Source organism: Morganella sp. BCCO 40_0007, assembly GCF_032989665.1.
Taxonomy (GTDB): Bacteria; Pseudomonadota; Gammaproteobacteria; order Enterobacterales; family Enterobacteriaceae; genus Morganella; species Morganella sibonii.
Window position 1 is genome coordinate 181,154 of sequence record NZ_JAVBIN010000007.1, and the last position, 23,245, is coordinate 204,398.

Sequence of the window (23,245 nt, forward strand, 5' to 3'; positions counted from 1 at the left end):
ATCAGTTGATTTAAATTCTTAATAAATTCAGAATACCGGCGTAGTATAAAGCACTGTAGTTATACGCGGATCGTTTTTTCACCCCCCTGCGGAGGACACACAGCAATAATGGAAATATCAATGCGGCAGGCCTTCCTGAAGAACTTCATGGGTCACTCCCCTGACTGGTATAAGCTTGCTATTATTCTTTTTTTAATTATAAATCCGGTTGTTTACTTCTTTATTGACCCTTTTACCGCCGGCTGGCTGCTGGTTATTGAATTTATTTTTACCCTTGCGATGGCGCTGAAATGCTATCCGCTGCAACCCGGCGGTCTGCTGGCGATTGAGGCGGTGCTGATCGGGATGACATCACCGGCGCAAATCAGCCATGAGATAATGAATAACCTTGAGGTTATCCTGCTGCTGATCTTTATGGTTGCCGGGATTTACTTTATGAAGCAGCTCCTGCTGTTTCTGTTTACCAAACTGCTCCTTTCTATCCGGTCCAAACGCGCGCTTTCACTTGCGTTCTGCCTGGCAAGTGCATTTTTATCCGCGTTTCTGGACGCACTGACGGTTATTGCCGTCGTGATCAGTGTATCCGTCGGGTTTTACGCGATTTATCATCAGTATGCCTCTTCGGGAAAAGAAACGGTCACTCTCAGTGATGACGGATTTATCGACAGCACCGAAAAACGCCAGACGCTGGATCAGTTCCGCGCTTTCCTGCGCAGCCTGATGATGCATGCCGGTATCGGTACTGCGCTGGGCGGTGTGATGACCATGGTGGGTGAACCACAGAACCTGATCATTGCCAAACATGCCGGATGGGATTTCGTGAATTTCTTCCTGCGCATGGCGCCGGTGACTATTCCGGTATTTGTCTGTGGTCTGCTGGTCTGTTATCTGGTGGAACGCTTTAAACTGTTCGGTTACGGCGCGGAACTGCCGGAACGGGTCAGAGCCGTACTCGAGGATAATGCGCAAAAATCCGCGGCACGCCGGACCAAACAGGAAAAAATGCAGCTGATTGTTCAGGGCCTTATCGGTATCTGGCTGATCGCCGCACTGGCCTTTCATCTGGCCGAAGTCGGGCTGATTGGTTTGTCTGTTATCATTCTCGCAACCGCATTTTGCGGGATCACCGAAGAGCATGCTCTGGGTGAAGCCTTTGAGGAAGCACTGCCGTTTACCGCTCTGCTGACCGTGTTCTTCTCTGTCGTCGCGGTGATTGTTGATCAGAAATTATTCACACCGTTTATCCAGTTCGTTCTCAGTTCAGATCCGTCCTCGCAGCTGTCGCTGTTCTATCTGTTCAACGGCCTGCTCTCGGCGGTATCAGATAACGTCTTTGTCGGCACGGTGTATATCAATGAGGCGATGACGGCAATGAAAGCCGGGCTGGTATCCTATACACAGTATGAATATCTGGCTGTCGCTATCAATACCGGGACAAACCTGCCGTCAGTGGCAACACCAAATGGTCAGGCCGCGTTCCTGTTCCTGCTGACTTCGGCGCTGGCTCCGCTGATCCGCCTTTCCTACGGGAAAATGGTGATCATGGCCCTGCCTTACACCATTGTAATGACGCTGGTCGGTTTCTTCGGCGTTGAATTATGGCTGGTGCCGGTTTCAGAATGGATGGCTGCGAATGGTGTGATCACACTGCCGTAACCACATTTTTACATTGCACTAACCGGAATAACCGTGTTATTCCGGTTTTTTTGTTTCTGTCAGTGACAAAAGCGGAAAAGGGATGCGTCGCTGTAATTTTTATCGTACAGTCGCTGCGTTAGTCTGTTTCTTCTTAATCGGATAAACCGGATACAATTATGCTGACTTACCTTTATGAGTGTTCGCGGGGCCGCAGTGCATGGTTTTTACTGATGATTTCCGCACTGGCGCTCGACGGTATCGCCCTGTTCTTTCAGCACGGGATGGGATTACAGCCGTGTGTGATGTGTATTTATGAACGTATCGCTGTTCTCGGTATCGCGTTTGCCGGTTTTATCGGCTGGATAGCACCGCGCAGCGTCATTATCCGCTGGCTGGCCATTGCCCTGTGGATTTACAGCGGTATTGCCGGATTACAGCTGTCATGGGAACACACCATGATCCAGCTCTACCCGTCCCCGTTCAATACCTGTGATTTCTTTGTAAATTTCCCGGAATGGCTGCCGCTCAATACCTGGCTGCCGTCGGTGTTTGAAGCATCCGGTGACTGCTCTGTTCAGCAGTGGGTGTTCCTGAAACTGGATATGCCGCAATGGCTTATCGGTATTTTTGTTGTGTATCTGCTTATCAGTGCTCTGGTACTGTTATCCCAGTTTATTCACCGCAAACAGCCGCGCCGTCTGTTCTGATCGCCAGCATCATCAATAACAGCCGCATCCGTGTGATGCGGCTGTTCTGTATCAATCTACAATACCGCTCCGCAACTGCCGGAAAGCAGCGATTGCTGGCTGCACTGCTTACCGTTGGCAAACTGGCAGCCCGGTGTCTGTGCGCCGTTCAGCTCGCGGATAAGTGACGGTGTTCCGCCCGCATAGCTGCAACTGGCCCGGGCATCCTCGGTTAAATCAATTAACGGCTGCTGATAACGCGGGATCTGTTTCTGCTGCACCGTATCCGGTGAACTACTGCAACCGGCGGCAAATGCTGCTGCCGCAACAATAACACTGCACAATACCCGCCCCGGCCGGCGGAAAAATGGAACTGATATCATGATTATGGCCTCATCGCTGCGGATGCAGCTCAGTGAACACTGCTTTTCGAGAATAAATTTATCACTAATACACCCGCAATAATGAGAGCCATCCCGATAACTGCGGGTAAATCCAGTTTCTGATGATAGATAAAATAAGCGGCGGCAGAGACAATGACAATACCCATCCCGGACCAGATAGCATACGCAATCCCCAGCGGCATCATCCGCACCACCTGAGACAGCGCCCAGAACGATACACAATAGCCGATCACCACCACGACCGACGGAATCAGCCGGGTAAAACCGTCTGCTGCCCGTAACATGGAGGTGGCAATGACTTCCGCCCCCACGGCCAGTGTCAGCCATAATAACCCATTCATAAATCACCCGTTAATGTCTTTGTCATTCAGTATGGCGGACAGTATAAAGAAATCAGAAAAAATCCCGCAATAAAAAGGTGCGGGATTATATTTATTTATGACGGATTATGAGAGGTAATGCGGCTCTCCGCCTTCGGCCTCTGAATAAACAGTGCCCGGTAACGGCTGAATACAAAGAACGAGATAAGTACACCCGCCACAGCAAATACCGCCCCGGCATAACCTATCTGTTCCATTCCCATATGAATAATCACCTGATTACCGAGCAGCGCCCCGCCGCCGATACCGATATTAAAAATGCCGGAATAAACAGACATCGCCAGATCGGTGGCATCCGGTGATAAATCAATCACTTTGACCTGTAACCCCAGCGCAGTACACATCATACCGATCCCCCAGACGACCCCGAGGATAATCAGCGCAGTATCGGTCACACGGCTGGTCAGCAGCAGCATCAGGCATACGGTTAATAATATGATCGCCGCAGGCAGAAACAGCAGCGGCAGCCGGGTGTTGTAACGGCTGAAAATCACACTGCCGATAATCCCCGCTGCACCGAAAATCAGCAGAAACAGCGTGGCGAAATCCTGTGATTTCCCGGCCACGGTCTGCACAAACGGCTCAATATAGTTATATGCCGTGAAATGCCCGGTGACCACAATCGCTGTCAGGACAAAAATCCCCACTAAAGCAGGTCGTCTGAACAGAACCGGTATACTTTTCAGTGAACCGGAATGCTCGCTCGGTAACAGCGGAAGAAAACGCGCCATCGCCGCCATCGTAATCAGCGCCAGACCCCCGATACAAAAGAACGTCATCCGCCAGCCGACCCACTGCCCGATAACACGGCCGATTGGCAGCCCCAGAACCGTTGCCAGTGCCGTACCGGTTGCCAGCAGTCCCAGCGCCTGGGATTTTTTACCGGGCGGTGCTACCCTGACCGCCAGAGAGGCGGTGATCGACCAGAACACCGCATGTGCCAGTGCCACACCTATCCGGCTGACCACCAGCACATCAAAACGCTGCGCCAGTCCCGACACAATGTGACTTATCACAAACACCGTAAACAGCCAGAGCAGCAATTTCCGCCGTTCGATACGTGCCGTCAGCAGCATCAGCGGTAACGACGCCAGCGCCACCACCCAGGCATAAATCGTGATCATCAGTCCGGTCTGCGCGGGTTGCATCGCAAAGCCCGCCGAGATATCACTCAGCAGCGCAACCGGAATAAATTCAGTGGTATTAAACACAAATGCCGCCACGGCAAGCACAATAACCCGCAGCCAGGCCTGATTTCTTGACAGGGTGTCAGTCATGATGATCCTCCGTACGAGGAAGCTGTATCGATACAGCTTTTAGCGGAAAAGTGTGACCATGTTAACACATATGGTTTTTACGGGAAATGCGGGGAGTGCCCGGGATCATAACCGGGCAACCGTATTATAACGCGCGTTTTGACGCTGCCGGAATAGCATCAAAAATAGCTTTTAACTGATCTTTTTTCAGTGTCGGCCCGACAATCCGGACACGGCGGCTGTTTGCCGGGTGGTAGCTCAGAATACAGGAATCCGTGGAAAAAGAGACCATTAACGCTTTCAGCCCTTTCACTTCCTGCAGGGAGAAATGCCCGCCGTCAAACGGCATAGACACCACTTTACCGACAGCAATTTTGGAGGTCAGCTTATCGCCGTACACTTTAATCACCGGAAATTGTGCGATATAAACATACACGGTCAGACCCAGCGCAGCTGCCACACCCGGCATCCGGGTCTGAAATAAATACGCCAGTGCAATATAAAGAACAATGACTACAAAAAATGTAATAACACAGGTGATAATTCTGCGTTTCTGATCAACCTGATAGACTGTTTCTGCTGAACTCATAACCCATCCTGTTACTGAATATCCGCTGCCGGAAAAATAAAAAACGATTAAGGCCGGACAGGATAACGAAAATATCGCCGGTTGACAGTAACATTCCGGGAAAAAATCATTCCTGCGTACTCTGCGGAAATCCCGGAATCCGGGGGTTTACAATCCTGCTTTTATTTGACACCATTGCCGCAGTTCATTTCCCCTGAGGATGTCTGCCGACATGATTTAATTGCCTGAATCCCATTGCTGTATCATCCGCATTTCTGTTAATGCGTTGTTTTGATATCGGGCAGGCAGCTATCCTCGTCACAGTTTTCTTTTTTATCCGGCATATCGGCCTGTCCCTGATTATTCAGGAGCTTTTTTATGCCCGTACAATGCTGGTTTTCTCACTTATCAGTGACATTTAACGATATTCCGCTGTTTAACAACATCAGTGGCACATTAACCCGTCAGGTTCAGGGGCTGACCGGCCATAACGGACGCGGTAAATCCGTGCTGATGTCACTGCTTGTGCAGCAGCGGCAACCGGCTTCCGGCACTGTCCGCTGGCAGGTACCGTTTTATTATGTGCCGCAGCTGACCCGCCTTTCCGGCATCACTCTGTCGGACGCACTCGGGATCACCGGTATTCAGGCGGCCATCCGCCGTACTGAGGACGGCACAGCCACACCGGACGATTACGATTTTCTGGCCGATAAATGGGACGTGCCGCGACAGCAGCAATCTCTGCTGGAAAGCGCACAGCTGGCACATCTCCCGCCGGAAACACTCTGTACAAGCCTGAGCGGCGGTGAACAGACCCGGCTGGCACTCTGCCGTGCCTTTTTGCAACCCGGCGCGTTCCTGTTACTTGATGAACCCGGAAACCACCTGGATACAGCCGGACGCCGCTGGCTGAGTGAACAACTGCTGAATCATCCTGCCGGGGCTCTGGTTATCAGCCATGAGCGGCGTTTACTGGATACCATGCAGCGGATCTTTGAACTCACGCCCTCTGCACTCGGCGAGTACGGCGGCAATTACACCCATTATGCAGAGCAGAAAGCCTATCAGCTCAGTGCGCTGCAAAATGAGGAAAAGCAGCTTCAGTCACAACTGAACAGGGAAAAAACAGCATTACAGTGCGCGCTGGAAAAGAAAGCACAGCGCCGCCGCCAGGGTGAAAAAGTACGCTCATCCGGTTCTTCCTCAGCCCTGCTGCTGGATATGAAAAAGAATAAAGCGGAGAAACAACAATCAAAAATCACCGGCCGTCATGAACGGGTTATGACTCAGCTGGACAGCCAGCGCCGGGACGTGAATGAGAAAATAGAGCATATAACCCCGCAGATGCTGGCGTTTAATTACACCGGGGAGCAAAAACGGGTGCGGATAAATACCGCTGATCTGATTTTGCCGTTCGGGACACAAGAGCCGTTGTCGCTGACCATTTCCGGTGGTGAACACTGGCATATTGCCGGACGTAACGGCTGCGGGAAATCCACCTTACTGAAAGTGCTGGCCGGACTGCTGACCGCCAAATCCGGGCAGTATTCCCTGCACGGCCGTCTGCGTTATCTGGATCAGCACCTGGCGTTACTGAATAAGTCACTGCCGGTCACAGAAGCATTGTGTGAATTTGATCCGGCTATTCCGGCGCAAACCTGGCGGACACACCTTGGTGCATTGCGGATCAGGGGGGATAAGGGATTAATTCCGCTGTCACAATTAAGCGGCGGCGAACAACTGAAAGTGACCCTGCTGGCATTGACGTTATCCGAACCTCTGCCGGATATTTTGCTGCTGGATGAACCGGATAATCATCTGGATCTCGATTCGCGGCTATTACTGGAAAATGTGCTGCGCAGTTATAAGGGCGCATTATTGCTGGTCAGTCATGATGAGGCGTTTACTGAGAATTGTGCCATTACCCATACACTGACATTATCCTGAGAAAAGATATTCTGAGAAAAGATATCCTGAGAAAAGAGTACGGCGGCAGCCCCGCCGTATTCCGTTTTCACAGTTTGCAGATATTCACAATGACATAACGTGCCGCGTTAATATTATGCTTTACCGCATCTGCCGCAGCGGCATTATGAAACAGCGCGATAAAACGTTCTGCTTCTGTTCTGCTGATATCGGTATTAATTGCCACCTGGCTGCGGAACAATACCGAGCCGGTTAACCCCAGACCTTCATAACACACAATATATTTATCCATACCTTTCTGACATCCCTGAAATAGTCACTTTTTACTATCATAGTGTGTATTACCGGCCGGGGTTATCAGTATTTCCTTAAACTGACCAAACCGGCTGTTATTTTAACGCCCGCCCTTCTTTCGCACCCAATGGTGTATGAAGTTGTGACGGTACAAATACGCCGGTGCTGTCATTACGTCCCTGCAATAATACTTTGGCGTCTTTCTGACCATGTTCTTTAACGGCCTGTTTTGATAACTGGCCGATAATGGTATCCGGTGAGCGCAGACGGTTAATAATCAGTACGACCTCCGTATCCGGGAAATCGGACATCATATTCTGGTCGCCCTCACTGTCACCGGCGACTAATAAAGGCCCTTTACCGGCATATTTATCCTGAATAAATTTACGGATAGTCTCCGTTTTTCCTTTACCCTGAGTCTGCGGATACGCCGGGTCCAGGTCGGATGTCAGTTTATTATCACCGGTACGCAGTAAATGCATGGCAAATACCTGAGATTCCGGTACGGAATACGGCGGTTGTGTGACAATCGATTTAATCACTTCAAGGTTTGACGCAGAAATCACGTACACATCAATACCGGATTTTTGCAGCTGCTGATACAGATCCTGCATTTCCGGCACCAGGCGGAAGCCATTATGCCAGTCAATCACAACAACCCCGGCCTGTCCCGGCAATGATGCCGGACTTTCCCATACCACACCTTCAACCGGCTCTGATTTCTGCCATTCGATGGTTTTCGCGGTAATATCCGCAACCTGCTCCGGTGTCATATTCATAAATAAATAGGTGACCCACGGATAGGAAACAGCATGATCAAATGTTCCGCCGATAGCCGCATATAAATAGCGCATCTTGGTGATGAAGTTCTGATAATGCGGTGATTTTTTGATTTCGGACAGTGGCTTATCGCCGTTCAGGCCATCATAATTATCATACAGCCACTGGTAGCTTTCCAGAATATCAGCACCCACCTTGTCAATATTGACCGGCTTACCGTCTTTATTATTAAAATCAGCAGAGAAATCCGACGACGGAATATCTTTGAAAATAACGGATTTCAGTTCCTGCGGCGTCATGGCAAATAACAGGTGTTCAAGCTGATAAATCATTACCGCTTCTTCAATGTCCAGAAATGCCGTGGTGTTATCAAAATCAAAGACTGAATAATAGGTATGAGCCGGTGATTGCTTTGCTTTTGCAATCATGGCGTCCAGACGCTGCTTATTAAAATTGTCCCATTGTCCCTGCTGTAAAACCTGTGTTTCTGCTGCCGCCTGCGATGCAACGGTTGCATTCAGCGATACGGTTTCAGCCTGTGCATTCATATTCAGCGTCAGCAGACCAACAGCCAGTGCAATGGCACTATAACGATTAGTAAATTTCATTGATAATCCCCTTTGAAATAAAAAAACTGATAAAGGGATACCACAGGCTATTTTTTTGCTGTATCAAAAATCAGCAACAAATGGCATTAAGCGAAATTGATCACACTCTTTTACCCGGTCTGTTCTGCCGGTTACGTGATATTATCAGGTCAGTCACAAACCGGTTATTTACAGCGGATAAATTCATGAGTAATCACTTTGATGGTAAATATGAAGCGGAAATAAAATATCACCTGGCTGATCATAGCGCTTTTTTATCACAATTAAGCACAATGCATGCAGAGCCTTTTGTGGTGAATAACGAAGAAACGGACTGGTTTTTCGACACACCACAAACGCATCTGGCAGACGGTAATGTCAGTATGTCGGTCAGAACAATGACCCCCTCGGGTATTAAGCTGTGGATAGTGAAAGGCCCCGCCGCCGGTGAATGCAAAGCTATTAATATTGATGACGACAAGCATGTCAGAAATATGCTGGAAACACTGGGTTACCGCTGCACAATGACCTTAACCAAAACCCGCAGTGTCTGGTTTCTCGGGGATATTCATATCACACTGGATCACATTAACGGCGCAGGCTGGTTTGCCGAGTTTGCCATTATGACGCACGATGAAACTAAATTAACCGGATACAGGGAACAACTGCGGGAGAAAGCTGCAGAATTCGGACTGACGGATGATATGATTGAAAAGCAAAGTTACAAACAACTGGCGAGTGCTATGCAGAAAAATAACGGTGCTGAATCATAATAATATTCAGCACCGCTGATACCGGTTTATTTCAGTGTATACATGGTCAGCACAGTATAAGTGACATCTTTTTCATCATTTATCTGTACCAGGTTGGCGTTGCTGACCACACCCACCACAACGTCAGTATCTTTTGATTCATATTTGCGCTTAAACTGCCCGATTTTTCCTTTGGCGACTTTTTCCAGGAACGGCGTTTTGCGGTCATATTCTTCATTTATCCCGGCCGGTTTGCCGTAGATTTTTTCCATTTCCGCATTAACGTTATCATATTCATTCAGCAATGCAGTCTGGTCATGATTCCAGACACCGAAACGGGATATGGCATTTAATTTCTGCCCTTCCGGTGAGAAGACCATCATAAAGAATTGCTTTTTAACATCCGGTGATTCCAGAGCACTGCATAACTGCCCGCCGTCACGGGTTGTTGTGCAATCAAACTCATCAAGATTCAGTGCTTTTAATTCTGCGGGAGTCTGCCCCCATGTAAAGCCCCAGGGTGCTTCCGGTGTCTGACTGCCTGTACCTGCACAGCCGGATAATAATACGGCCATAACCCCTGATATGATAAATTTTCTCATTGTCCCGCCCATATACATTGAGTGATTTGTTGCCGATCATATCAAAGACCGGCAACTAACCAGAAGCCTTACTGCCGCTTTATTCATCAAAATCAGATTTGATGAAGATGTTACTGCGTAATTATACGCTTTATTCAGCAGATATCTGTCTCATATACACGACTTTGCACAATTTAATCAGACAGGCGGATATCAAGAACCCGCAGCAGGTTCAGCGCTTCGTAAGAAGAAAATGTCGCTCTGGCGGTTTTGTTTTCACGGATATCGATGCAGAAAGAGTGAGAACCGGTAAAATCCGCCTCTTCCAGATTGGTATGCATAAACAGGGTATCGGTTAAATCGCAATCCTGTATAACGGATTTATTCAGCTCCGCCTCTCTGAAATCTGCATTATGGATCCGGCAGGATTCAAAATGAGCCTCATGTAAACTGAGGTCAAAAAAGTTATTGCTGTCCAGGATGCATTCTTTAAACACAAGCTGAGAATAAAAATCAAATTTCGGCCAGTGTGCTCTTGTCCAGTCAATGCCGGTCATTTTTGTCCCGTTAAACTCCGTGCCGGAAAAGCGGGTTTCGGGAACCGCCAGTAAACTCAGATTGCACTGCATAAACACACAGTCGATAAAACGACACCGGTCCGCAACGCCTGAGCTGAAATCACAGCGGGTAAAGGTACAGTCTTCAAATATCACGCCACTGATTGTCTGATCACTTAAATCCGTATTTTCAAACCGGATGCCGGTATATTCCTGTTTATCTGTGATATCTGCCATGCTTCATCTCCGCTGATATATTGCTGTCTGTTTCGTACATTAAATTATGATTAAAATATAACGCATAGTGCCATTCGCATTTTCTCTGTCACCATAAAGCGATTAATAAATACCTTTTAATCTCAGTTGTTCTCTGTATATCTCCTGGTTTTCCCGGATAGTATTTACAGTACTGTTTTTGTACGGATCGTCTTTATTTTTTTCAGATTGCTCCGGTGGTATAGCAGATGATGCACATCCGGATAAGGTCAGGATCATCAATATACTCACTCGTCTCTTCATCATTCGTTTATTCCTTTATGATAAAAAATACTACGTAAACAAACGGATATTACGCGGCAATACGTAATCTTCATATGCCTAATTTGACTTTTTTACATAACATTCAGATTATTCTACCTTTTAAAAAAAAGAAATACTGTAAACTTTCACACCAGCATAAATCTTAAGATTTCCGTAAATGAGGTAAGTATGTCTGTCAGTGATAAAACTGTTTATTCTGTATGTTCCAGATTAACCCTGATGGTGATGAAACTGACCGGCCTTGAGCGGGGTATTTCTGTCAATCAGTATTTTGACCGGGCAGCAGATAAATCACTCCTTCAGCGGCTGATTGAAGATAATAAAGATCTCAGTACGCCTTTTTCCGCATTGGATAAATCAAATAAGGATTGTAAAACTGAGCTGATTGAGTATCTGAATAATGAAATTCGTGCATATGCGGCCTCCGAAATAAAGGAAAACTATGCCGCGCTGAAAAACGGCAATCTGCTTGTCGTTAAAACGCTCAATTCTGTGATGCAAAAACACGCTTAATTTTTATCCGTTCTATGGCTGCCGCCGCAACCGGTTGTCAGCCATAACATACATCCCGGAGATACGGAAAAGCCGTCCCTGACAACCAATGACAGGTAATAGCGAATAATATGACAGGTTTTTATTATCCTTATCTGAAAAAGTTTCATTGTTGTTATAATTGTTTCTGTTTTGATATAAACAAGCGTTTAATTTCTCTCGTTTATAACGAATTATTATTTTTGATAAACAATTTCCTGATTCATACTGATGTCGTCCGGAGAAAAAAAAAGAAATTACCCTTATCAACACAATGAAATAAAAGATATTTTCCGGCTATGCATGGACTCATAAAAGCAAGCAAAAACAAAACATTAAGAAATTAAACCTAAAGATATTGATGATTTTGCCGATATCTTTTCAATCACAGTCCGGATATCGGTTTTATACAGCCACGTATCCTTTTTTGACGCATAAGGGCACGGTAAGATATCCGCAAAACCTCCTTTAGTTTTGTTTATGTAAAGATTATTACCTATCAAAAACAATAATTTCGGTTTAAAAATTGACATATCCAATTATAATATTGATAAAAAGAATATCATCATATTGAACGCCTCTCAATTTAACTCTTTTGGTGAGTATAATTACAACATTGAATAGTTATTTGTCCGATTACCCTGATGCACTTGCATTTTATTTTACATATCAAAAGGATATCTTATTCAATACATCAGACTTTTCCTTTCTTATCCCGTATTCAATATCTGACTCTTTTCAGTTTTAAATTTCACTTATTATTTATTTGTTCATTTTTATTGCGAATTTTATTTATTGACAACAGTTATAAGGCTTGCCTATTATGCGCAATATACAGTTTGTCTCTTACTACTGATATCTTATATTGTAGCATTTAAAATATACATTTATCTCAATGACGTCCTGATGGTATCTTTATGCACCCCGATAATTACCGCGACCTTAGCTGTCAGCACCAGATCTTTAAAAAGGAACTTCATACCGTTATAGGACAGGAAATTAAAACATTACGAAAATCAAAAGGCATCACAGGCTATGAATTAGGTTCAATAATAAAATTATCACAACAGCAGATATCCCGTTATGAGAACGGTGACAGTGCCATTCCTCTGGATACACTAATATTAATTCTGCGAGTTTTTAATATATCTCCGGAAAAATTCATTCACAGAGTGCTATTTATATTAAACAGAGATCCGGACTCAAAGAAACTATTATCCCATATGTCAAACCATCTGAATGTATATACTGACAGCAGTTACCTGGGAACATTTGAACAATATAAACATAATTAATAAATTTATCACTACACACAGCATTTTATTTAAGGGCATATCGTATGGATGAGAGAGAAATCAGTCTCTTTATCGGTCAGCAAATTATGAAGCGGAGAAAATCATCAGGTCTTTCCGGTAAAGCACTGGCCGAATTATTAGGGTTAAGTCAGCAGCAGATATCCCGTTATGAACAGGGTGTGACCAATATAAGAGCAAGCACACTGTTACAGCTCTCTTTTTTATTTAATGTCGATGTAAAAAGCTTTTTTATTGACTGCATCGAAAACAATAACAAACTCAGGAAACTTAATTATAAAGAGAAAAAGAGTTGTGAAACTGACTACGACATCATCACGATTGATATGAAGAACAGAAACAGAGGTAAAGCCCGCAGCAAAAAATAATAACATTAGTCACTATCAACAGCCCGTCCCCGTCATCCCGGATCATTCCGTTCCGGGCTGTCATCCTTTTTAATCCATACGTATCCGAATCCCCCGTCCTTCTGCTATCATTGCGTCCTTATTTCAGATTTCCGTTGCCGTGCAGCCTGACACAGGCATCAGCCAAACCCGTTAAGAACAGTAAGACATGAATACACCGAAAGAACAGTACAACATCAATAAGTTGCAAAAGCGTCTGCGCAGCCATACCGGCAAAGCGATCGCAGATTTTAATATGATTGAGGACGGCGACCGGATTATGGTTTGTCTGTCCGGCGGTAAAGACAGCTATACCCTGCTTTCCATTCTGCAGAGCCTGCAACAGAGCGCGCCAATTCATTTTTCCCTGGTTGCGGTGAACCTCGATCAGAAACAACCGGGCTTTCCGGAGCATATTTTGCCGGAATACCTGGAAAAACTGGGCGTTGAATACAAAATCGTGGAAGAAAATACCTACGGGATTGTGAAAGAAAAAATTCCGGAGGGGAAAACCACCTGTTCTCTCTGCTCCCGTCTGCGCCGCGGTATTCTGTACCGCACCGCGACTGAGCTCGGCGCAACAAAAATCGCGCTCGGTCATCATCGTGACGATATTTTACAGACCCTGTTCCTGAACATGTTTTACGGCGGAAAACTCAAAGGTATGCCGCCTAAGCTGATGAGTGACGACGGTAAACATGTGGTGATCCGCCCGCTGGCCTATTGCCGCGAGAAAGATATTGAGCGTTTTGCCGAAGCCAAAGGCTTCCCGATCATTCCGTGTAACCTGTGCGGCTCTCAGCCGAACCTTCAGCGCCAGGTTATCAAAGATCTGCTGCGCGACTGGGACAAACGCTATCCCGGCCGGATTGAAACCATGTTCCGCGCCACACAAAATGTCGTACCATCCCATTTATGTGACACTGAATTATTCGATTTTAAATCTATCCATCACGGCAGTGAGGTCGTTGACGGTGGTGATCTTGCGTTTGATCGCGAAACACTGCCTGTTCAGCCGGTATGGGAAGATGAGGATGACGACAGCGAAGGTCCGGATTTTACAGAATTACGTCTGGATGTGACGGAAGTAAAATAAACGTCCTGTCATAGTGCCGCGCCACGGAGGGTGCGGCCTGAATATCGCTCCTGTCCGCAGGACGCATTTACATCTGTGTTTTTCAGGCAAAAAAAAACCGATGTATAAAATACACCGGCATGATAATGGTCAATATTCTGTATAAGAACTCAATATGAGAAAAACTACAATTATGGAGCACAACGTTCATCGCTCAACGTTGTATTCACCTGCGGGAGTAATAGTGCCCTAACCGGGCGCGCCGTTTCTTGATATATCTCAAGTCCGGTACGTAAAATCATATAAAAATACACGTTTTTACAACCAGTTACTCTTACGTAACCACCAGGCAACAAATCCGATAACACCCGCCAGTCCCACGCAGAACAAACTGAAAGCAAACGGAAAATCCCCGCCCGGGATACCGCCGAGGTTAACCCCGAACAGTCCGGTCAGAAACGTCGTCGGCAGAAATACCATCGCCAGCAGCGACATGGTGTAGGTACGGCGGTTCATGGCATCCGCCATCATATTGGTGATTTCATCCGAGATAACCGATGTCCGTGCGATACAGGAATCGATATCGTCAATAATCCGCCCCAACCGGTCACTGACATCCGTCAGCTGGTGTCTGTCCTGCTCTGAAAGCCAGGTGTAACGCTCAGAAGCCAGCCGTGAAAACACATCACGCTGCGGCGCCATGTAGCGGCGCAATATAATCAGCTGTTTGCGCAGCAGGGCCAGTTCGCCGCGTGCCGGAATATGCTGATCGAGTATCGCATCTTCCATATCAATCAGGGTATCGTGCAGATCTTCAATAAAATCCGCCACTTCATCCGTGATACAAAATGCCGCTTCCGCCAGCCATTCACCGGTATTTTTTACCCCTTCCCCGTTCTGCAAATCATCCTGAATGGTCTGTATGGAGTGCACTTTACGGTGACGGGTGGAAATAATATAACTGCCGCAGATCCAGATACGGAATGCCACCAGCTGGTCAGGCCGGTCACCGTCATTGTTGTTGATGGTTTGCAGGGTAATTAATGCACCCTCACCAATACGGAGTGTCCTGGGGCGGATAACATTGTTTGTCAGCCCGTCGCGTGCCTGCGGCGGCAGCAGTTCCGTTTCACGCAGCCAGCGCTGGTTATCCGCGGATAAATAGTCCAGATGCAGCCACACCGGTTCTTTTATTCCGGCAACGGCGTTGACATCCACCGGCGTGCAACCGCCCTCTCCGTCAAACTGTACCCGGCAGATGGGATCTGTTCCCTGAAAAGCAGAACCATACAAAGCGCCCATGCGTCCTCCCCGTTGTTCATAAAACAGCTGATGAGTGTGTTCAGCCGGAGTCTGCCGCGTTCAGCAGCAGGCTCCGGAAGCAGGCTTAGTGTCTGATGATATAGAGATTATGGCTGTATGCCACATCTTCCGGATTATTGACCGGATATCCTTTCAGCCACGGTTTGATAAGACGGCCGTTGGTGTACTGATAGATCGGTGCTATCGGCATATCTTCCGCAAGCAGTTTTTCGGCGTCGTTATAATCCGAATTACGTGCGTTATCATCCGTTTCCAGCGCCGCCGTTTTCAGCAGGGCATCATATTTTTCATTATGATACTGCGCGATATTACCGCTGTGTGTGCTGGTCAGCAGAGACAGAAACGTTGACGGCTCGTTATAATCCCCGACCCAGGAGGCGCGGATCACGTCAAAATTACCGGTATTGCGGCTGTCGATATAGGTTTTCCATTCCTGGTTAACCAGTTTCACTTCCGCGCCCAGCTTTTTCTTCCACATCGACCCGACTGCAATCGCAATTTTCTGATGATTTTCCGAGCTGTTATACAACAGGGATAATTTCAGCGGATTGTGCGGGCCGTAACCGGCGGCAGCCAGCAGGGTTTTCGCCTGGCTGTCGAGTTCGTCCTGTGTGAATTTCTGATACAGACCCGGCTCCGGTGTAAATCCGGCAGTGACATCCGGCGTAAAATGCCAGGCCGGTTTTTCACCCGTGCCAAGCACTTTCTCCGCGATCACCGCACGGTCAATAGTCATGGAGAGCGCCTGCAGCACACGCGGGTCATTCGTCGGTGCGCGCTGCGTGTTAAAGGCGTAATAATAGGTACCGAGCTGATCCGGAATATAAATCTGATCGGGGATCGCCTTTTTCAGTTTCTGATACTGATTTTTCGGGAACGATTCCGTGATATCCAGATCATTGGCCAGATAGCGCTTGGTGGCCTGAGATTCATGGTTAATCGGCACAAAGGTGACCGATGTCAGTACAGTGTGTTTATGATCCCAGTAATGCTTATTGGGTGTCAGGACAATTTTTTCATTCACCACGCGGTCATGCAGAACAAACGCGCCGTTACCGACCAGATGCCCGGTACGGATCCAGTTATCACCGTATTTCTCCACCGTGGCGCGATGTACCGGGAAAAGGCTGAAGTTTGCCGCTAAGTTCGGGAAATACGGTACTGGGCGATCTAACGTAACCCGCAGTGTCCGGGCGTCAGCCGCTTCCACACCGAGGGCTTCCGGCTGCATTTTGCCGTCGATAATCGCCTGTGCATTTTTAATCCCGGCCAGCGGTGCAAACCAGGCAAATGTCGAAAGGTTCTCCGGGTTCACCAGCCGCTGCTAGCTGTAAACAAAGTCCTGTGCCGTTACCGGTGAGCCGTCTGACCAGCGGGCATCGTCACGCAGGCGGAATGTCCACACCTGGTTATTGCGGGTTTCCCACGAAAGCGCGACACCGGGCACCGGTTTACCGTCCGCTCCCTGACTGGTCAGCCCTTCGAATAAATCGCGCAGAATCTGCGCCTCGGTCAGTCCGACTGCTTTAATCGGGTCCAGAGATGCGGGTTCATCTTTCAGATGACGATAAACAGATTGTTCTTTTGCCAGCTGTGTTCCTGCGGGGATCTCCGCCGCAGTTGCACAAAACAGAGAAGAAAAAGTGAAAAACGTTCCGGCAAGAAGTGCGGAACGGGAAAATTTTGCCGGCCTGAGCATAACGGACGCCTTGTATTAAAAATGGTAAACCGATAGATTATCTGATGATTACCGAAACACAACAACCGGATATTACATTTTAATTAACGATACCCGGTGAGAATACACCTGCAAGGTATTATTGATACCAACAATTATGAGCCCGTTCAGAGGATGATAAAAATGACACAAACTGTAAAACTTCAGGGTAATGATGTTCTGGTTTACGGTGCACTTCCGCGTGCCGGTGAGAAAGCCGTACCATTCAAATTAGTCGCTAATGATCTGTCAGATGTCCAGCTCACCAAATTCGCCGGGAAGCGTAAGATTCTTAATATTTTCCCGAGTGTGGACACCGGTGTCTGCGCCACGTCTGTGCGCAAATTTAATGAAACTGCCGCAAAACTTTCCAATACGGTGGTGTTATGTATTTCCGCGGATCTGCCGTTTGCTCAGTCCCGCTTCTGCGGCGCGGAAGGTATTGAGAATGTGGTGATGCTCTCCACCCTGCGTGACCCGGAATTCCGTGAGAATTACGGCGTCGGTATCGGCAGCGGCCCGCTGGCCGGTCTGTGTGCCCGTGCGGTGATCGTGCTGGATGAAAACGACACTGTGATTTACAGCCAGCTGGTCGGTGAAATTACAGAAGAGCCGGATTATGACAGCGCGCTGAATGCACTGAAATAAGTTACCCGTATCTGTAAAAAACCCCGCAGCCGGTGACGGCCGCGGGGTTATTTTTTATTGCGGAAGTGAATTATTCCTCTTCACTTTCATCTTCTTTTGCCGCACCGCGCCGCTGGCTCAGCCCGTATTCACGCAGCTTGTTGGCGATAGCGGTATGTGAGACATTCAGACGCTTCGCCAGTTTGCGGGTGCTCGGATAGTGACGGTAAAGCCGTGTCAGTACAGAGCATTCAAACCGTTTGGTGATATCATCCAGCGACCCGCTGAGAATATCCTCACTGAAACCAATTTCTGCTTCCAGCTCCGGCAGAACGATATCCTGCGGACGCAGCAGTGCCCCTTCCAGAGAAGAGAGTGCCTGATAAATCACATTACGCAGCTGGCGGACGTTGCCCGGCCAGTGATAGGCACAGAGGAATTGTCCCAGTTCCGGTGCAAGACGCGGCTCCTCACAGCCCTGCTCCTCAGAGAAACGCTTCACGAAATCACGGGTCAGCGGCAGGATATCTTCCTGATGCTCACGCAGCGGCGGAATGGTCAGCGTCAGCACATTGAGGCGGTAATAGAGATCCTCACGGAACTTGCCCTCTTTTACCAGTTCCAGCAGATTTTTCTGGGTCGCACAGATAACCCGGACATCCACTTTGACTTCATGCTCTTCCCCGACACGGCGGAATGTACCGTCATTCAGGAAACGCAGCAGTTTGATCTGCATCTGCGGAGACATTTCCGCAATTTCATCCAGCAGGACGGTTCCGCCGTTGGCCTGCTCAAAAAAGCCTTTTTTCGGTTCCGTACTGTTGGCATAAGCACCGGCGGCATAACCGAACAGCTCGGTTTCCACCACATCATCCGGCATCGAGGCGCAGTTCAGTCCGAGGAACGGCTGATTGCCGCGCACGCTGTAGAGATGACAGGCTTTGGCAAACACATCTTTCCCGGTACCGGTTTCGCCGACCAGCAGCAGCGGGGAGTCCATTTTTGCCATGCGCTGCGCCTGTTCAACCACGTGGCGCATTTTGGCGCTTTTCGCCACCAGGTCATCAAAACTGCCGGAATGCATCACCTGCATACGGCGCTTCTGCCCGCTGACACTCTCACTGACCGTGCGCAGCAGCACAACTGCGCCGATCGTGGCAGAGGCATCATCTTTCTCATCAAAGTTAATCGGCGTCACACTCAGGGTGTAAGAACGCCCCTTGAGGCTGATGGTTTCTTTGTACGGCGCGGGTTCATCATCCTCAATCCAGCGGGTAAAGTTGAACTGGCTGAAATAATAGGTGATGTTACGCTGGCGGATGCGCTCTTCGGTGGTGGCAAACAGGGAGAGTGCCGCGCTGTTAGCCAGTTCGATATTTCCGCGCAGATCGAGGGATAAAATCGGGTCTTCCAGAGATTCGAGTAATGCCCACATCGCGCGCTGTTCGCGCTCAGACGGCATAAAGTGAACAGTTCTGACATCCACCACGCCCGGAATCCGGCGGATCTCAGCCATCAGGGACTGAAACACAGAAAAATCTATCTGCATAAAATTGAGGTATATCCGGCCGTTACGGGCAATTTCGATACCCTTGAGGTCGATATTTTGCAATACCAGCAGATCCAATAACTCCCGCGTCAGTCCGATTCGGTCCTGGCAAATTACTTCCAATCGCATCGTTACGATCCTATTTACACTTAAGTTATTATTTTCCCGTTAATTGAAACTGATTTTACGGTATAAAATGAAAACTGTCACGATTTGTTGACACAATAAATGCGTTCCTGCGGTGTTTATCCACAGTTCCGTGTGAAAAGGCAATGAAAGTACAGATATGTCAGTCGGTTAATGACGTTTTATTCAGCGCGGACGGCAAACCGCGCCGGAGAGGTGGTACGGTGACACGTTGGGAGCATAGCGGGATTGTTGTGAAAAAAACAGTGACGTGACAGAGATTTCTGTATAAAAAAGCCGGATGACATCACAAAATGCACATCCGGCCGGGTTATCGGTTACAGGGCGGATTTTTCCGCACTTTTCCCTTTCGGGACGGCCTGTTTAAGCTGCTGTAACAACTGTTTACGGAAATCCATCAGTTTAGGTTTATCCGTTGTGGTCCAGGGCAGCGGGCGGCATAACTCCATCGCCTTGATCCCCAGACGGGCAGTCAGCAGCCCGGCTCCCATCCCCTGCGCCGCACGGGCAGATAACCGTGCGGTGATGTCCTGAGAAAGCCAGTCCATTCCCACCTCACGGATAAGCTCGGAAGCCCCCGCGAAAGCTATATTCAGCAGAACCAGCTTAAACAGACGCAAACGACTGTAATAGCCCAGTTCAATACCGTAAATCGCCGCCACCTGGTTGATCAGCCGGATATTACGCCAGGCAATAAAGGCCATATCCACCAGTGCCAGCGGACTGACAGCAATCATCAGCGCGGATTCCGCCGCAAAACGGCTGATCACCCGGCGCGCCTGTTCATCAGTCACCGGCTGAACAATCTGACAGTAAAGTGTCACCACTTCGCGATCGTTATGGCTGCTCTGTAACAGGCTCTGCCATTGCTGTAACGCCGGATGGTGTGACGGGATATTGGCCTGTTTTGCCAGTTTTTCGCAAAATGCACGTCCGTCACCAATACGGTGGCTTTGCAGCAACTCCTCTGCCGCTTCACGCTCTGTGGCGCGCTGACGCAGGCGGTACATGCGCCGCCATTCCGTGATAACAGACCCGGCCGCCGCAATCAGCACCAGAAACGTCGCGGCGATCCCGCCGAGGGCAGTCCAGTCATTACCTGTCCACGCATCATTCACCCACTGAATCAGTTGTGCGACGGCACTGATCCCCAGCAATCCGCCCGCGACAAACACCAGTTTACGCCACAGGCTGCGCCGCGGTTTCAGTGCCTGAATAAGCAGGGCTTCTGCTTCCCCTTCTGACTCCTGTTCCGCCGTGAATTCCGCGCGTTCAAACTGTATGCTGTCATCGTCCGCAAACTGTTGTGCCGGTTTTAACGTTTCCTGTACCGGCGGCGATAAGGGCGCTTCCTCAAAATCAATCCGGGATTTTATCGGCTCACTCATGACAGTTTATCTCCCAGTAAAAACTCCATCGCACTATCCATCCGGATATGCGGCAGCGGCGTATCCATCCGCATCGGTAACGGCCGGAAAGATTCAAACTGAAATCCCTGCTGCTGCCAGAAGTCCGCATCCGGCAGCCGCTTCGGCACTTCGCCCGGATAGAACGTCAGCGGGGCGTTGTCTGCCAGCCGGGTGCCTTTCAGCGCCGGCATTTTTTCCCCGTTATGCATCACCATGCCGTATTCGGTAGCCTGTACCGAGGCCAGCCCGGTGCAGTCCATTTTTATCCCCTCAAAAGCAGCCTGCTGCCAGGCTGACTGCGTCAGCTGCTGAAGCAGCGCAACAAGGTTCGCATGCTGATCAGCAGTGACATGATCCGCTTTGCTGGCGGCGAACAGCAGTTTATCAATGCAGGGGGAAAACAGACGGCGTAATAATGTGCGTTTGCCGTAATGGAAACTCTGCATCAGCTGGGTCAGCGCCAGGCGCATATCCGTAAACGCCTGCGGCCCGCTGTTGAGCGGGGTCAGGCAGTCCACCAGCACAATCTGGCGGTCAAAATGCTGAAAATAGTGTTTATAGAAACCTTTGACCACATGGTCACAATAGTATTGATAGCGGTCGCGCAGCATACCGAGCACACTGCTTTTCGCCGCTTTGGCGAGCCGGGACGGGTCGGGCATCAGGTCAGTGATAAACGGGAAAAATTGCAGCCCCGGTGCACCGGCCATATCTCCCGGCAGCACAAAACGACCGGGCTGAATAAAGTGGAACCCCGCCGCTTTGCAGCGGTGAAGGTAGTCCGTATACGCCTGTGCGATTGCCGCCAGCTGCTGTTCATCCGCGGGAGCATCCGGGTCAAGCTGACGGCACAGTGCCAGCCACGGCTCCGCCCATTCGCCCCGCTCACCTTTGAGCAGCGTTTTCATCTGCTGCGACCAGGTCAGGTAATCCTGTTCCAGCATCGGCAGATCCAGCAGCCACTCTCCCGGATAATCAACGATTTCCAGATAGAGCGAGGACGTTTCCTTAAAATGACGCAGCAGGCTGTCCTGCGTGCGGTAGCGCAGTTTCAGACGAATTTCGCTGACACCGCGCGTCGGTACCGGCCAGTCCGGCGGCGTGCCGTACAGTGAGGCAAGCCCCTCATCATAAGCAAAGCGCGGAACCCCCAGGTCCCGCTGCGGGATCCGTTTTACGCCGAGAATGCGCCCGTCACGGGCAGCCGAAAACAGCGGCAGACGTGCGCCGCTCTGTACATTCATCAGCTGATTAACAAACGAGGTAATAAACGCGGTCTTACCGCTGCGGCTCAGTCCGGTAACGGCAAGACGAAGATGACGATCCAGCCCGCGGTTAACGAGGGCGCTCAGCTCATTTTGCAGACGTTTCATAATTCTCCGGTGTAAAACGGCCAATGACTTTTTTCATACCGGCACGGATAACAGGTTCCAGTACCAGTATTGCCGCCCCGCGTAACGCAGGACGGGTAACTGATTTAAGAATCACACCGGCAATACCGGCAGGTGCAGCCGCCAGCGCTGCCGTGGTTAACAGCTGCGCCCCGGTTTTCGCGGCACGCAGCAGCGTGTGTTTATCCGGCCATTTCATCGTATTCTCCGTTTGTCCGGTTACAAATCACGGAAGCGGCGGTTGAGAGCGTATTGTTCCGATGTCACATAGCGCTCAATGTCGCGGACCCGTTTTTCAGTGCGTGCCAGACTGCGTTCCGTCTGCTCCAGCAGCATGGCGGCATTCGGTCCGCCATCACGGCCGGGATAATCACGCGGCACCACCGGCAATACCATCCCCAGTAAAATATAGAGGGTGATAGTCAGCCAGAAGAAGCCGGTAAATGTCGCCACTACCGCGATAATGCGGATCATCCAGGCCGGAACCTCAAAATAGTTGGCAATACCGGCACATACGCCCCGGAACATACCGTCATCCGGATAGCGGTACAGTTTACGTGACTGAAATTCCATTATGATTGCCTCCAGCCCGGATTTTCCGCATCCAGAATCGCTTCCAGGGTTTTAATCCGTGCTTCCATCTGCTGAGCATTTTCCGCCAGCGCCGCAAGGCGGCGGGTTTCGAATTCACCGGCCCGGCTTCCCCGCTGACTGTTATAGTGCAGCCATAACCAGATCGGCAGCACGAACAACACAAAAATTGTCAGTGGTATACCTAAAAATACAAATGCCATATGTTTGTCCTTAATGGTATTAATTCAGGAAAGC

General features: G+C 49.0%; 24 protein-coding genes and 1 pseudogene. 9 read left to right on the top strand and 16 right to left on the bottom strand.

The window, feature by feature from the left end; genetic code table 11:
• Positions 1–108 precede the first annotated feature (108 nt).
• Both nhaB and dsbB read left to right on the top strand, forming a co-directional pair.
• Positions 109–1,656, top strand: a complete 1,548-nt coding sequence (gene nhaB / locus R5268_RS10330; protein WP_166707963.1) for a sodium/proton antiporter NhaB — start codon at positions 109–111, stop codon at positions 1,654–1,656.
• A gap of 158 nt (positions 1,657–1,814) precedes the next feature.
• Positions 1,815–2,345 carry a disulfide bond formation protein DsbB gene (gene dsbB, locus R5268_RS10335; protein ID WP_107679704.1) on the top strand — a complete coding sequence of 177 codons (531 nt, stop codon included), beginning with the start codon at positions 1,815–1,817 and terminating at the stop codon, positions 2,343–2,345.
• 56 nt (positions 2,346–2,401) lie between these two features.
• Here the strand turns inward: dsbB and R5268_RS10340 are convergent, their stop codons facing one another.
• The 4 genes from R5268_RS10340 to R5268_RS10355 form a co-directional block, all read right to left on the bottom strand.
• Positions 2,402–2,707, bottom strand: a complete 306-nt coding sequence (locus tag R5268_RS10340) for a DUF333 domain-containing protein (RefSeq protein ID WP_317420243.1) — start codon at positions 2,705–2,707, stop codon at positions 2,402–2,404.
• A gap of 29 nt (positions 2,708–2,736) precedes the next feature.
• Positions 2,737–3,069 carry an SMR family transporter gene (locus R5268_RS10345; protein WP_107679706.1) on the bottom strand — a complete coding sequence of 111 codons (333 nt, stop codon included), beginning with the start codon at positions 3,067–3,069 and terminating at the stop codon, positions 2,737–2,739.
• 95 nt (positions 3,070–3,164) lie between these two features.
• Positions 3,165–4,385, bottom strand: coding sequence for a sugar transporter (locus tag R5268_RS10350; RefSeq protein ID WP_317420240.1), 1,221 nt, complete (start codon positions 4,383–4,385; stop codon positions 3,165–3,167).
• A gap of 124 nt (positions 4,386–4,509) precedes the next feature.
• Positions 4,510–4,953 carry a hypothetical protein gene (locus tag R5268_RS10355; protein ID WP_317420238.1) on the bottom strand — a complete coding sequence of 148 codons (444 nt, stop codon included), beginning with the start codon at positions 4,951–4,953 and terminating at the stop codon, positions 4,510–4,512.
• A gap of 357 nt (positions 4,954–5,310) precedes the next feature.
• Here R5268_RS10355 and R5268_RS10360 point away from each other — a divergent pair, with 357 nt between their 5' ends.
• Positions 5,311–6,879: an ATP-binding cassette domain-containing protein gene (locus R5268_RS10360; protein WP_317420237.1), complete on the top strand. Its 1,569-nt coding sequence runs from the start codon at positions 5,311–5,313 to the stop codon at positions 6,877–6,879.
• A gap of 67 nt (positions 6,880–6,946) precedes the next feature.
• Here the strand turns inward: R5268_RS10360 and R5268_RS10365 are convergent, their stop codons facing one another.
• Positions 6,947–7,150 carry a hypothetical protein gene (locus tag R5268_RS10365; protein WP_107679709.1) on the bottom strand — a complete coding sequence of 68 codons (204 nt, stop codon included), beginning with the start codon at positions 7,148–7,150 and terminating at the stop codon, positions 6,947–6,949.
• A gap of 97 nt (positions 7,151–7,247) precedes the next feature.
• Positions 7,248–8,540 (bottom strand): haloacid dehalogenase-like hydrolase, encoded by a 1,293-nt coding sequence (locus tag R5268_RS10370; RefSeq protein ID WP_317420236.1) that lies wholly within the window; start codon positions 8,538–8,540, stop codon positions 7,248–7,250.
• 185 nt (positions 8,541–8,725) lie between these two features.
• Between R5268_RS10370 and R5268_RS10375 the strand changes: the two genes are divergently transcribed.
• Entirely contained in the window at positions 8,726–9,292 is a 567-nt protein-coding gene (locus tag R5268_RS10375; RefSeq protein ID WP_317420235.1) for a class IV adenylate cyclase, read from the top strand.
• Positions 9,293–9,318: 26 nt separating this feature from the next.
• Here the strand turns inward: R5268_RS10375 and R5268_RS10380 are convergent, their stop codons facing one another.
• Positions 9,319–9,846 (bottom strand): hypothetical protein, encoded by a 528-nt coding sequence (locus R5268_RS10380; protein ID WP_247719082.1) that lies wholly within the window; start codon positions 9,844–9,846, stop codon positions 9,319–9,321.
• Positions 9,847–10,046: 200 nt separating this feature from the next.
• Positions 10,047–10,646, bottom strand: a complete 600-nt coding sequence (locus R5268_RS10385; RefSeq protein ID WP_107679712.1) for a pentapeptide repeat-containing protein — start codon at positions 10,644–10,646, stop codon at positions 10,047–10,049.
• 471 nt (positions 10,647–11,117) lie between these two features.
• On the opposite strand from R5268_RS10385, the gene R5268_RS10390 reads away from it, so the two are divergent.
• The 4 genes from R5268_RS10390 (at position 11,118) to ttcA (ending at position 14,275) form a co-directional block, all read left to right on the top strand.
• The gene (locus R5268_RS10390; RefSeq protein WP_218426178.1) at positions 11,118–11,462 is read left to right on the top strand and encodes a hypothetical protein; all 345 of its coding nucleotides are present in this window, start codon (positions 11,118–11,120) and stop codon (positions 11,460–11,462) included.
• Positions 11,463–12,397: 935 nt separating this feature from the next.
• A complete protein-coding gene (locus R5268_RS10395; RefSeq protein WP_107679713.1) occupies positions 12,398–12,775 on the top strand; it encodes a helix-turn-helix domain-containing protein in 378 nt (125 codons plus the stop codon).
• Between the two features lie 44 nt (positions 12,776–12,819).
• Entirely contained in the window at positions 12,820–13,161 is a 342-nt protein-coding gene (locus R5268_RS10400) for a helix-turn-helix domain-containing protein (protein ID WP_107679714.1), read from the top strand.
• Positions 13,162–13,348: 187 nt separating this feature from the next.
• Complete coding sequence (gene ttcA, locus R5268_RS10405) at positions 13,349–14,275, top strand: tRNA 2-thiocytidine(32) synthetase TtcA (RefSeq protein ID WP_218454140.1); 927 nt, start codon at positions 13,349–13,351, stop codon at positions 14,273–14,275.
• Between the two features lie 297 nt (positions 14,276–14,572).
• Here ttcA and zntB read toward each other — a convergent pair whose 3' ends face one another.
• Positions 14,573–15,556 (bottom strand): zinc transporter ZntB, encoded by a 984-nt coding sequence (zntB, locus tag R5268_RS10410; RefSeq protein ID WP_046893505.1) that lies wholly within the window; start codon positions 15,554–15,556, stop codon positions 14,573–14,575.
• A gap of 85 nt (positions 15,557–15,641) precedes the next feature.
• A pseudogene (locus R5268_RS10415) lies at positions 15,642–17,276 on the bottom strand (ABC transporter substrate-binding protein).
• 162 nt (positions 17,277–17,438) lie between these two features.
• Between R5268_RS10415 and tpx the strand changes: the two are divergent.
• Complete coding sequence (tpx, locus tag R5268_RS10420) at positions 17,439–17,942, top strand: thiol peroxidase (protein ID WP_052927546.1); 504 nt, start codon at positions 17,439–17,441, stop codon at positions 17,940–17,942.
• A gap of 70 nt (positions 17,943–18,012) precedes the next feature.
• Here the strand turns inward: tpx and tyrR are convergent, their stop codons facing one another.
• The 6 genes from tyrR to pspB form a co-directional block, all read right to left on the bottom strand.
• Positions 18,013–19,599 (bottom strand): transcriptional regulator TyrR, encoded by a 1,587-nt coding sequence (gene tyrR, locus R5268_RS10425; protein WP_317420231.1) that lies wholly within the window; start codon positions 19,597–19,599, stop codon positions 18,013–18,015.
• Between the two features lie 335 nt (positions 19,600–19,934).
• On the bottom strand, positions 19,935–21,005 hold the full coding sequence (locus R5268_RS10430) for a YcjF family protein (RefSeq protein ID WP_107679718.1): 1,071 nt from the start codon (positions 21,003–21,005) through the stop codon (positions 19,935–19,937).
• Entirely contained in the window at positions 21,002–22,399 is a 1,398-nt protein-coding gene (locus tag R5268_RS10435) for a YcjX family protein (RefSeq protein ID WP_046893510.1), read from the bottom strand. Before R5268_RS10435 ends, R5268_RS10430 begins: the two co-directional genes overlap by 4 nt.
• Positions 22,380–22,616 (bottom strand): phage shock protein PspD, encoded by a 237-nt coding sequence (locus R5268_RS10440; protein ID WP_054424349.1) that lies wholly within the window; start codon positions 22,614–22,616, stop codon positions 22,380–22,382. Before R5268_RS10440 ends, R5268_RS10435 begins: the two co-directional genes overlap by 20 nt.
• Positions 22,617–22,636: 20 nt before the next feature.
• Positions 22,637–22,990, bottom strand: coding sequence for an envelope stress response membrane protein PspC (gene pspC / locus R5268_RS10445; RefSeq protein WP_046893512.1), 354 nt, complete (start codon positions 22,988–22,990; stop codon positions 22,637–22,639).
• Positions 22,990–23,211, bottom strand: coding sequence for an envelope stress response membrane protein PspB (pspB, locus tag R5268_RS10450; protein ID WP_024473219.1), 222 nt, complete (start codon positions 23,209–23,211; stop codon positions 22,990–22,992). The genes pspC and pspB overlap by 1 nt, the downstream gene beginning before the upstream one ends.
• Between the last annotated feature and the right edge of the window lie 34 nt (positions 23,212–23,245).

Excerpts from the sequence above, each read along its gene's own strand:
- nhaB (WP_166707963.1), top strand. The coding sequence starts at position 109 with ATGGAAATATCAATGCGGCAGGCCTTCCTGAAGAACTTCATGGGTCAC.
- dsbB (WP_107679704.1), top strand. The coding sequence starts at position 1,815 with ATGCTGACTTACCTTTATGAGTGTTCGCGGGGCCGCAGTGCATGGTTT.
- R5268_RS10340 (WP_317420243.1), bottom strand. The coding sequence starts at position 2,707 with ATGATATCAGTTCCATTTTTCCGCCGGCCGGGGCGGGTATTGTGCAGT.
- R5268_RS10345 (WP_107679706.1), bottom strand. The coding sequence starts at position 3,069 with ATGAATGGGTTATTATGGCTGACACTGGCCGTGGGGGCGGAAGTCATT.
- R5268_RS10350 (WP_317420240.1), bottom strand. The coding sequence starts at position 4,385 with ATGACTGACACCCTGTCAAGAAATCAGGCCTGGCTGCGGGTTATTGTG.
- R5268_RS10355 (WP_317420238.1), bottom strand. The coding sequence starts at position 4,953 with ATGAGTTCAGCAGAAACAGTCTATCAGGTTGATCAGAAACGCAGAATT.
- R5268_RS10360 (WP_317420237.1), top strand. The coding sequence starts at position 5,311 with ATGCCCGTACAATGCTGGTTTTCTCACTTATCAGTGACATTTAACGAT.
- R5268_RS10365 (WP_107679709.1), bottom strand. The coding sequence starts at position 7,150 with ATGGATAAATATATTGTGTGTTATGAAGGTCTGGGGTTAACCGGCTCG.
- R5268_RS10370 (WP_317420236.1), bottom strand. The coding sequence starts at position 8,540 with ATGAAATTTACTAATCGTTATAGTGCCATTGCACTGGCTGTTGGTCTG.
- R5268_RS10375 (WP_317420235.1), top strand. The coding sequence starts at position 8,726 with ATGAGTAATCACTTTGATGGTAAATATGAAGCGGAAATAAAATATCAC.
- R5268_RS10380 (WP_247719082.1), bottom strand. The coding sequence starts at position 9,846 with ATGGCCGTATTATTATCCGGCTGTGCAGGTACAGGCAGTCAGACACCG.
- R5268_RS10385 (WP_107679712.1), bottom strand. The coding sequence starts at position 10,646 with ATGGCAGATATCACAGATAAACAGGAATATACCGGCATCCGGTTTGAA.
- R5268_RS10390 (WP_218426178.1), top strand. The coding sequence starts at position 11,118 with ATGTCTGTCAGTGATAAAACTGTTTATTCTGTATGTTCCAGATTAACC.
- R5268_RS10395 (WP_107679713.1), top strand. The coding sequence starts at position 12,398 with ATGCACCCCGATAATTACCGCGACCTTAGCTGTCAGCACCAGATCTTT.
- R5268_RS10400 (WP_107679714.1), top strand. The coding sequence starts at position 12,820 with ATGGATGAGAGAGAAATCAGTCTCTTTATCGGTCAGCAAATTATGAAG.
- ttcA (WP_218454140.1), top strand. The coding sequence starts at position 13,349 with ATGAATACACCGAAAGAACAGTACAACATCAATAAGTTGCAAAAGCGT.
- zntB (WP_046893505.1), bottom strand. The coding sequence starts at position 15,556 with ATGGGCGCTTTGTATGGTTCTGCTTTTCAGGGAACAGATCCCATCTGC.
- tpx (WP_052927546.1), top strand. The coding sequence starts at position 17,439 with ATGACACAAACTGTAAAACTTCAGGGTAATGATGTTCTGGTTTACGGT.
- tyrR (WP_317420231.1), bottom strand. The coding sequence starts at position 19,599 with ATGCGATTGGAAGTAATTTGCCAGGACCGAATCGGACTGACGCGGGAG.
- R5268_RS10430 (WP_107679718.1), bottom strand. The coding sequence starts at position 21,005 with ATGAGTGAGCCGATAAAATCCCGGATTGATTTTGAGGAAGCGCCCTTA.
- R5268_RS10435 (WP_046893510.1), bottom strand. The coding sequence starts at position 22,399 with ATGAAACGTCTGCAAAATGAGCTGAGCGCCCTCGTTAACCGCGGGCTG.
- R5268_RS10440 (WP_054424349.1), bottom strand. The coding sequence starts at position 22,616 with ATGAAATGGCCGGATAAACACACGCTGCTGCGTGCCGCGAAAACCGGG.
- pspC (WP_046893512.1), bottom strand. The coding sequence starts at position 22,990 with ATGGAATTTCAGTCACGTAAACTGTACCGCTATCCGGATGACGGTATG.
- pspB (WP_024473219.1), bottom strand. The coding sequence starts at position 23,211 with ATGGCATTTGTATTTTTAGGTATACCACTGACAATTTTTGTGTTGTTC.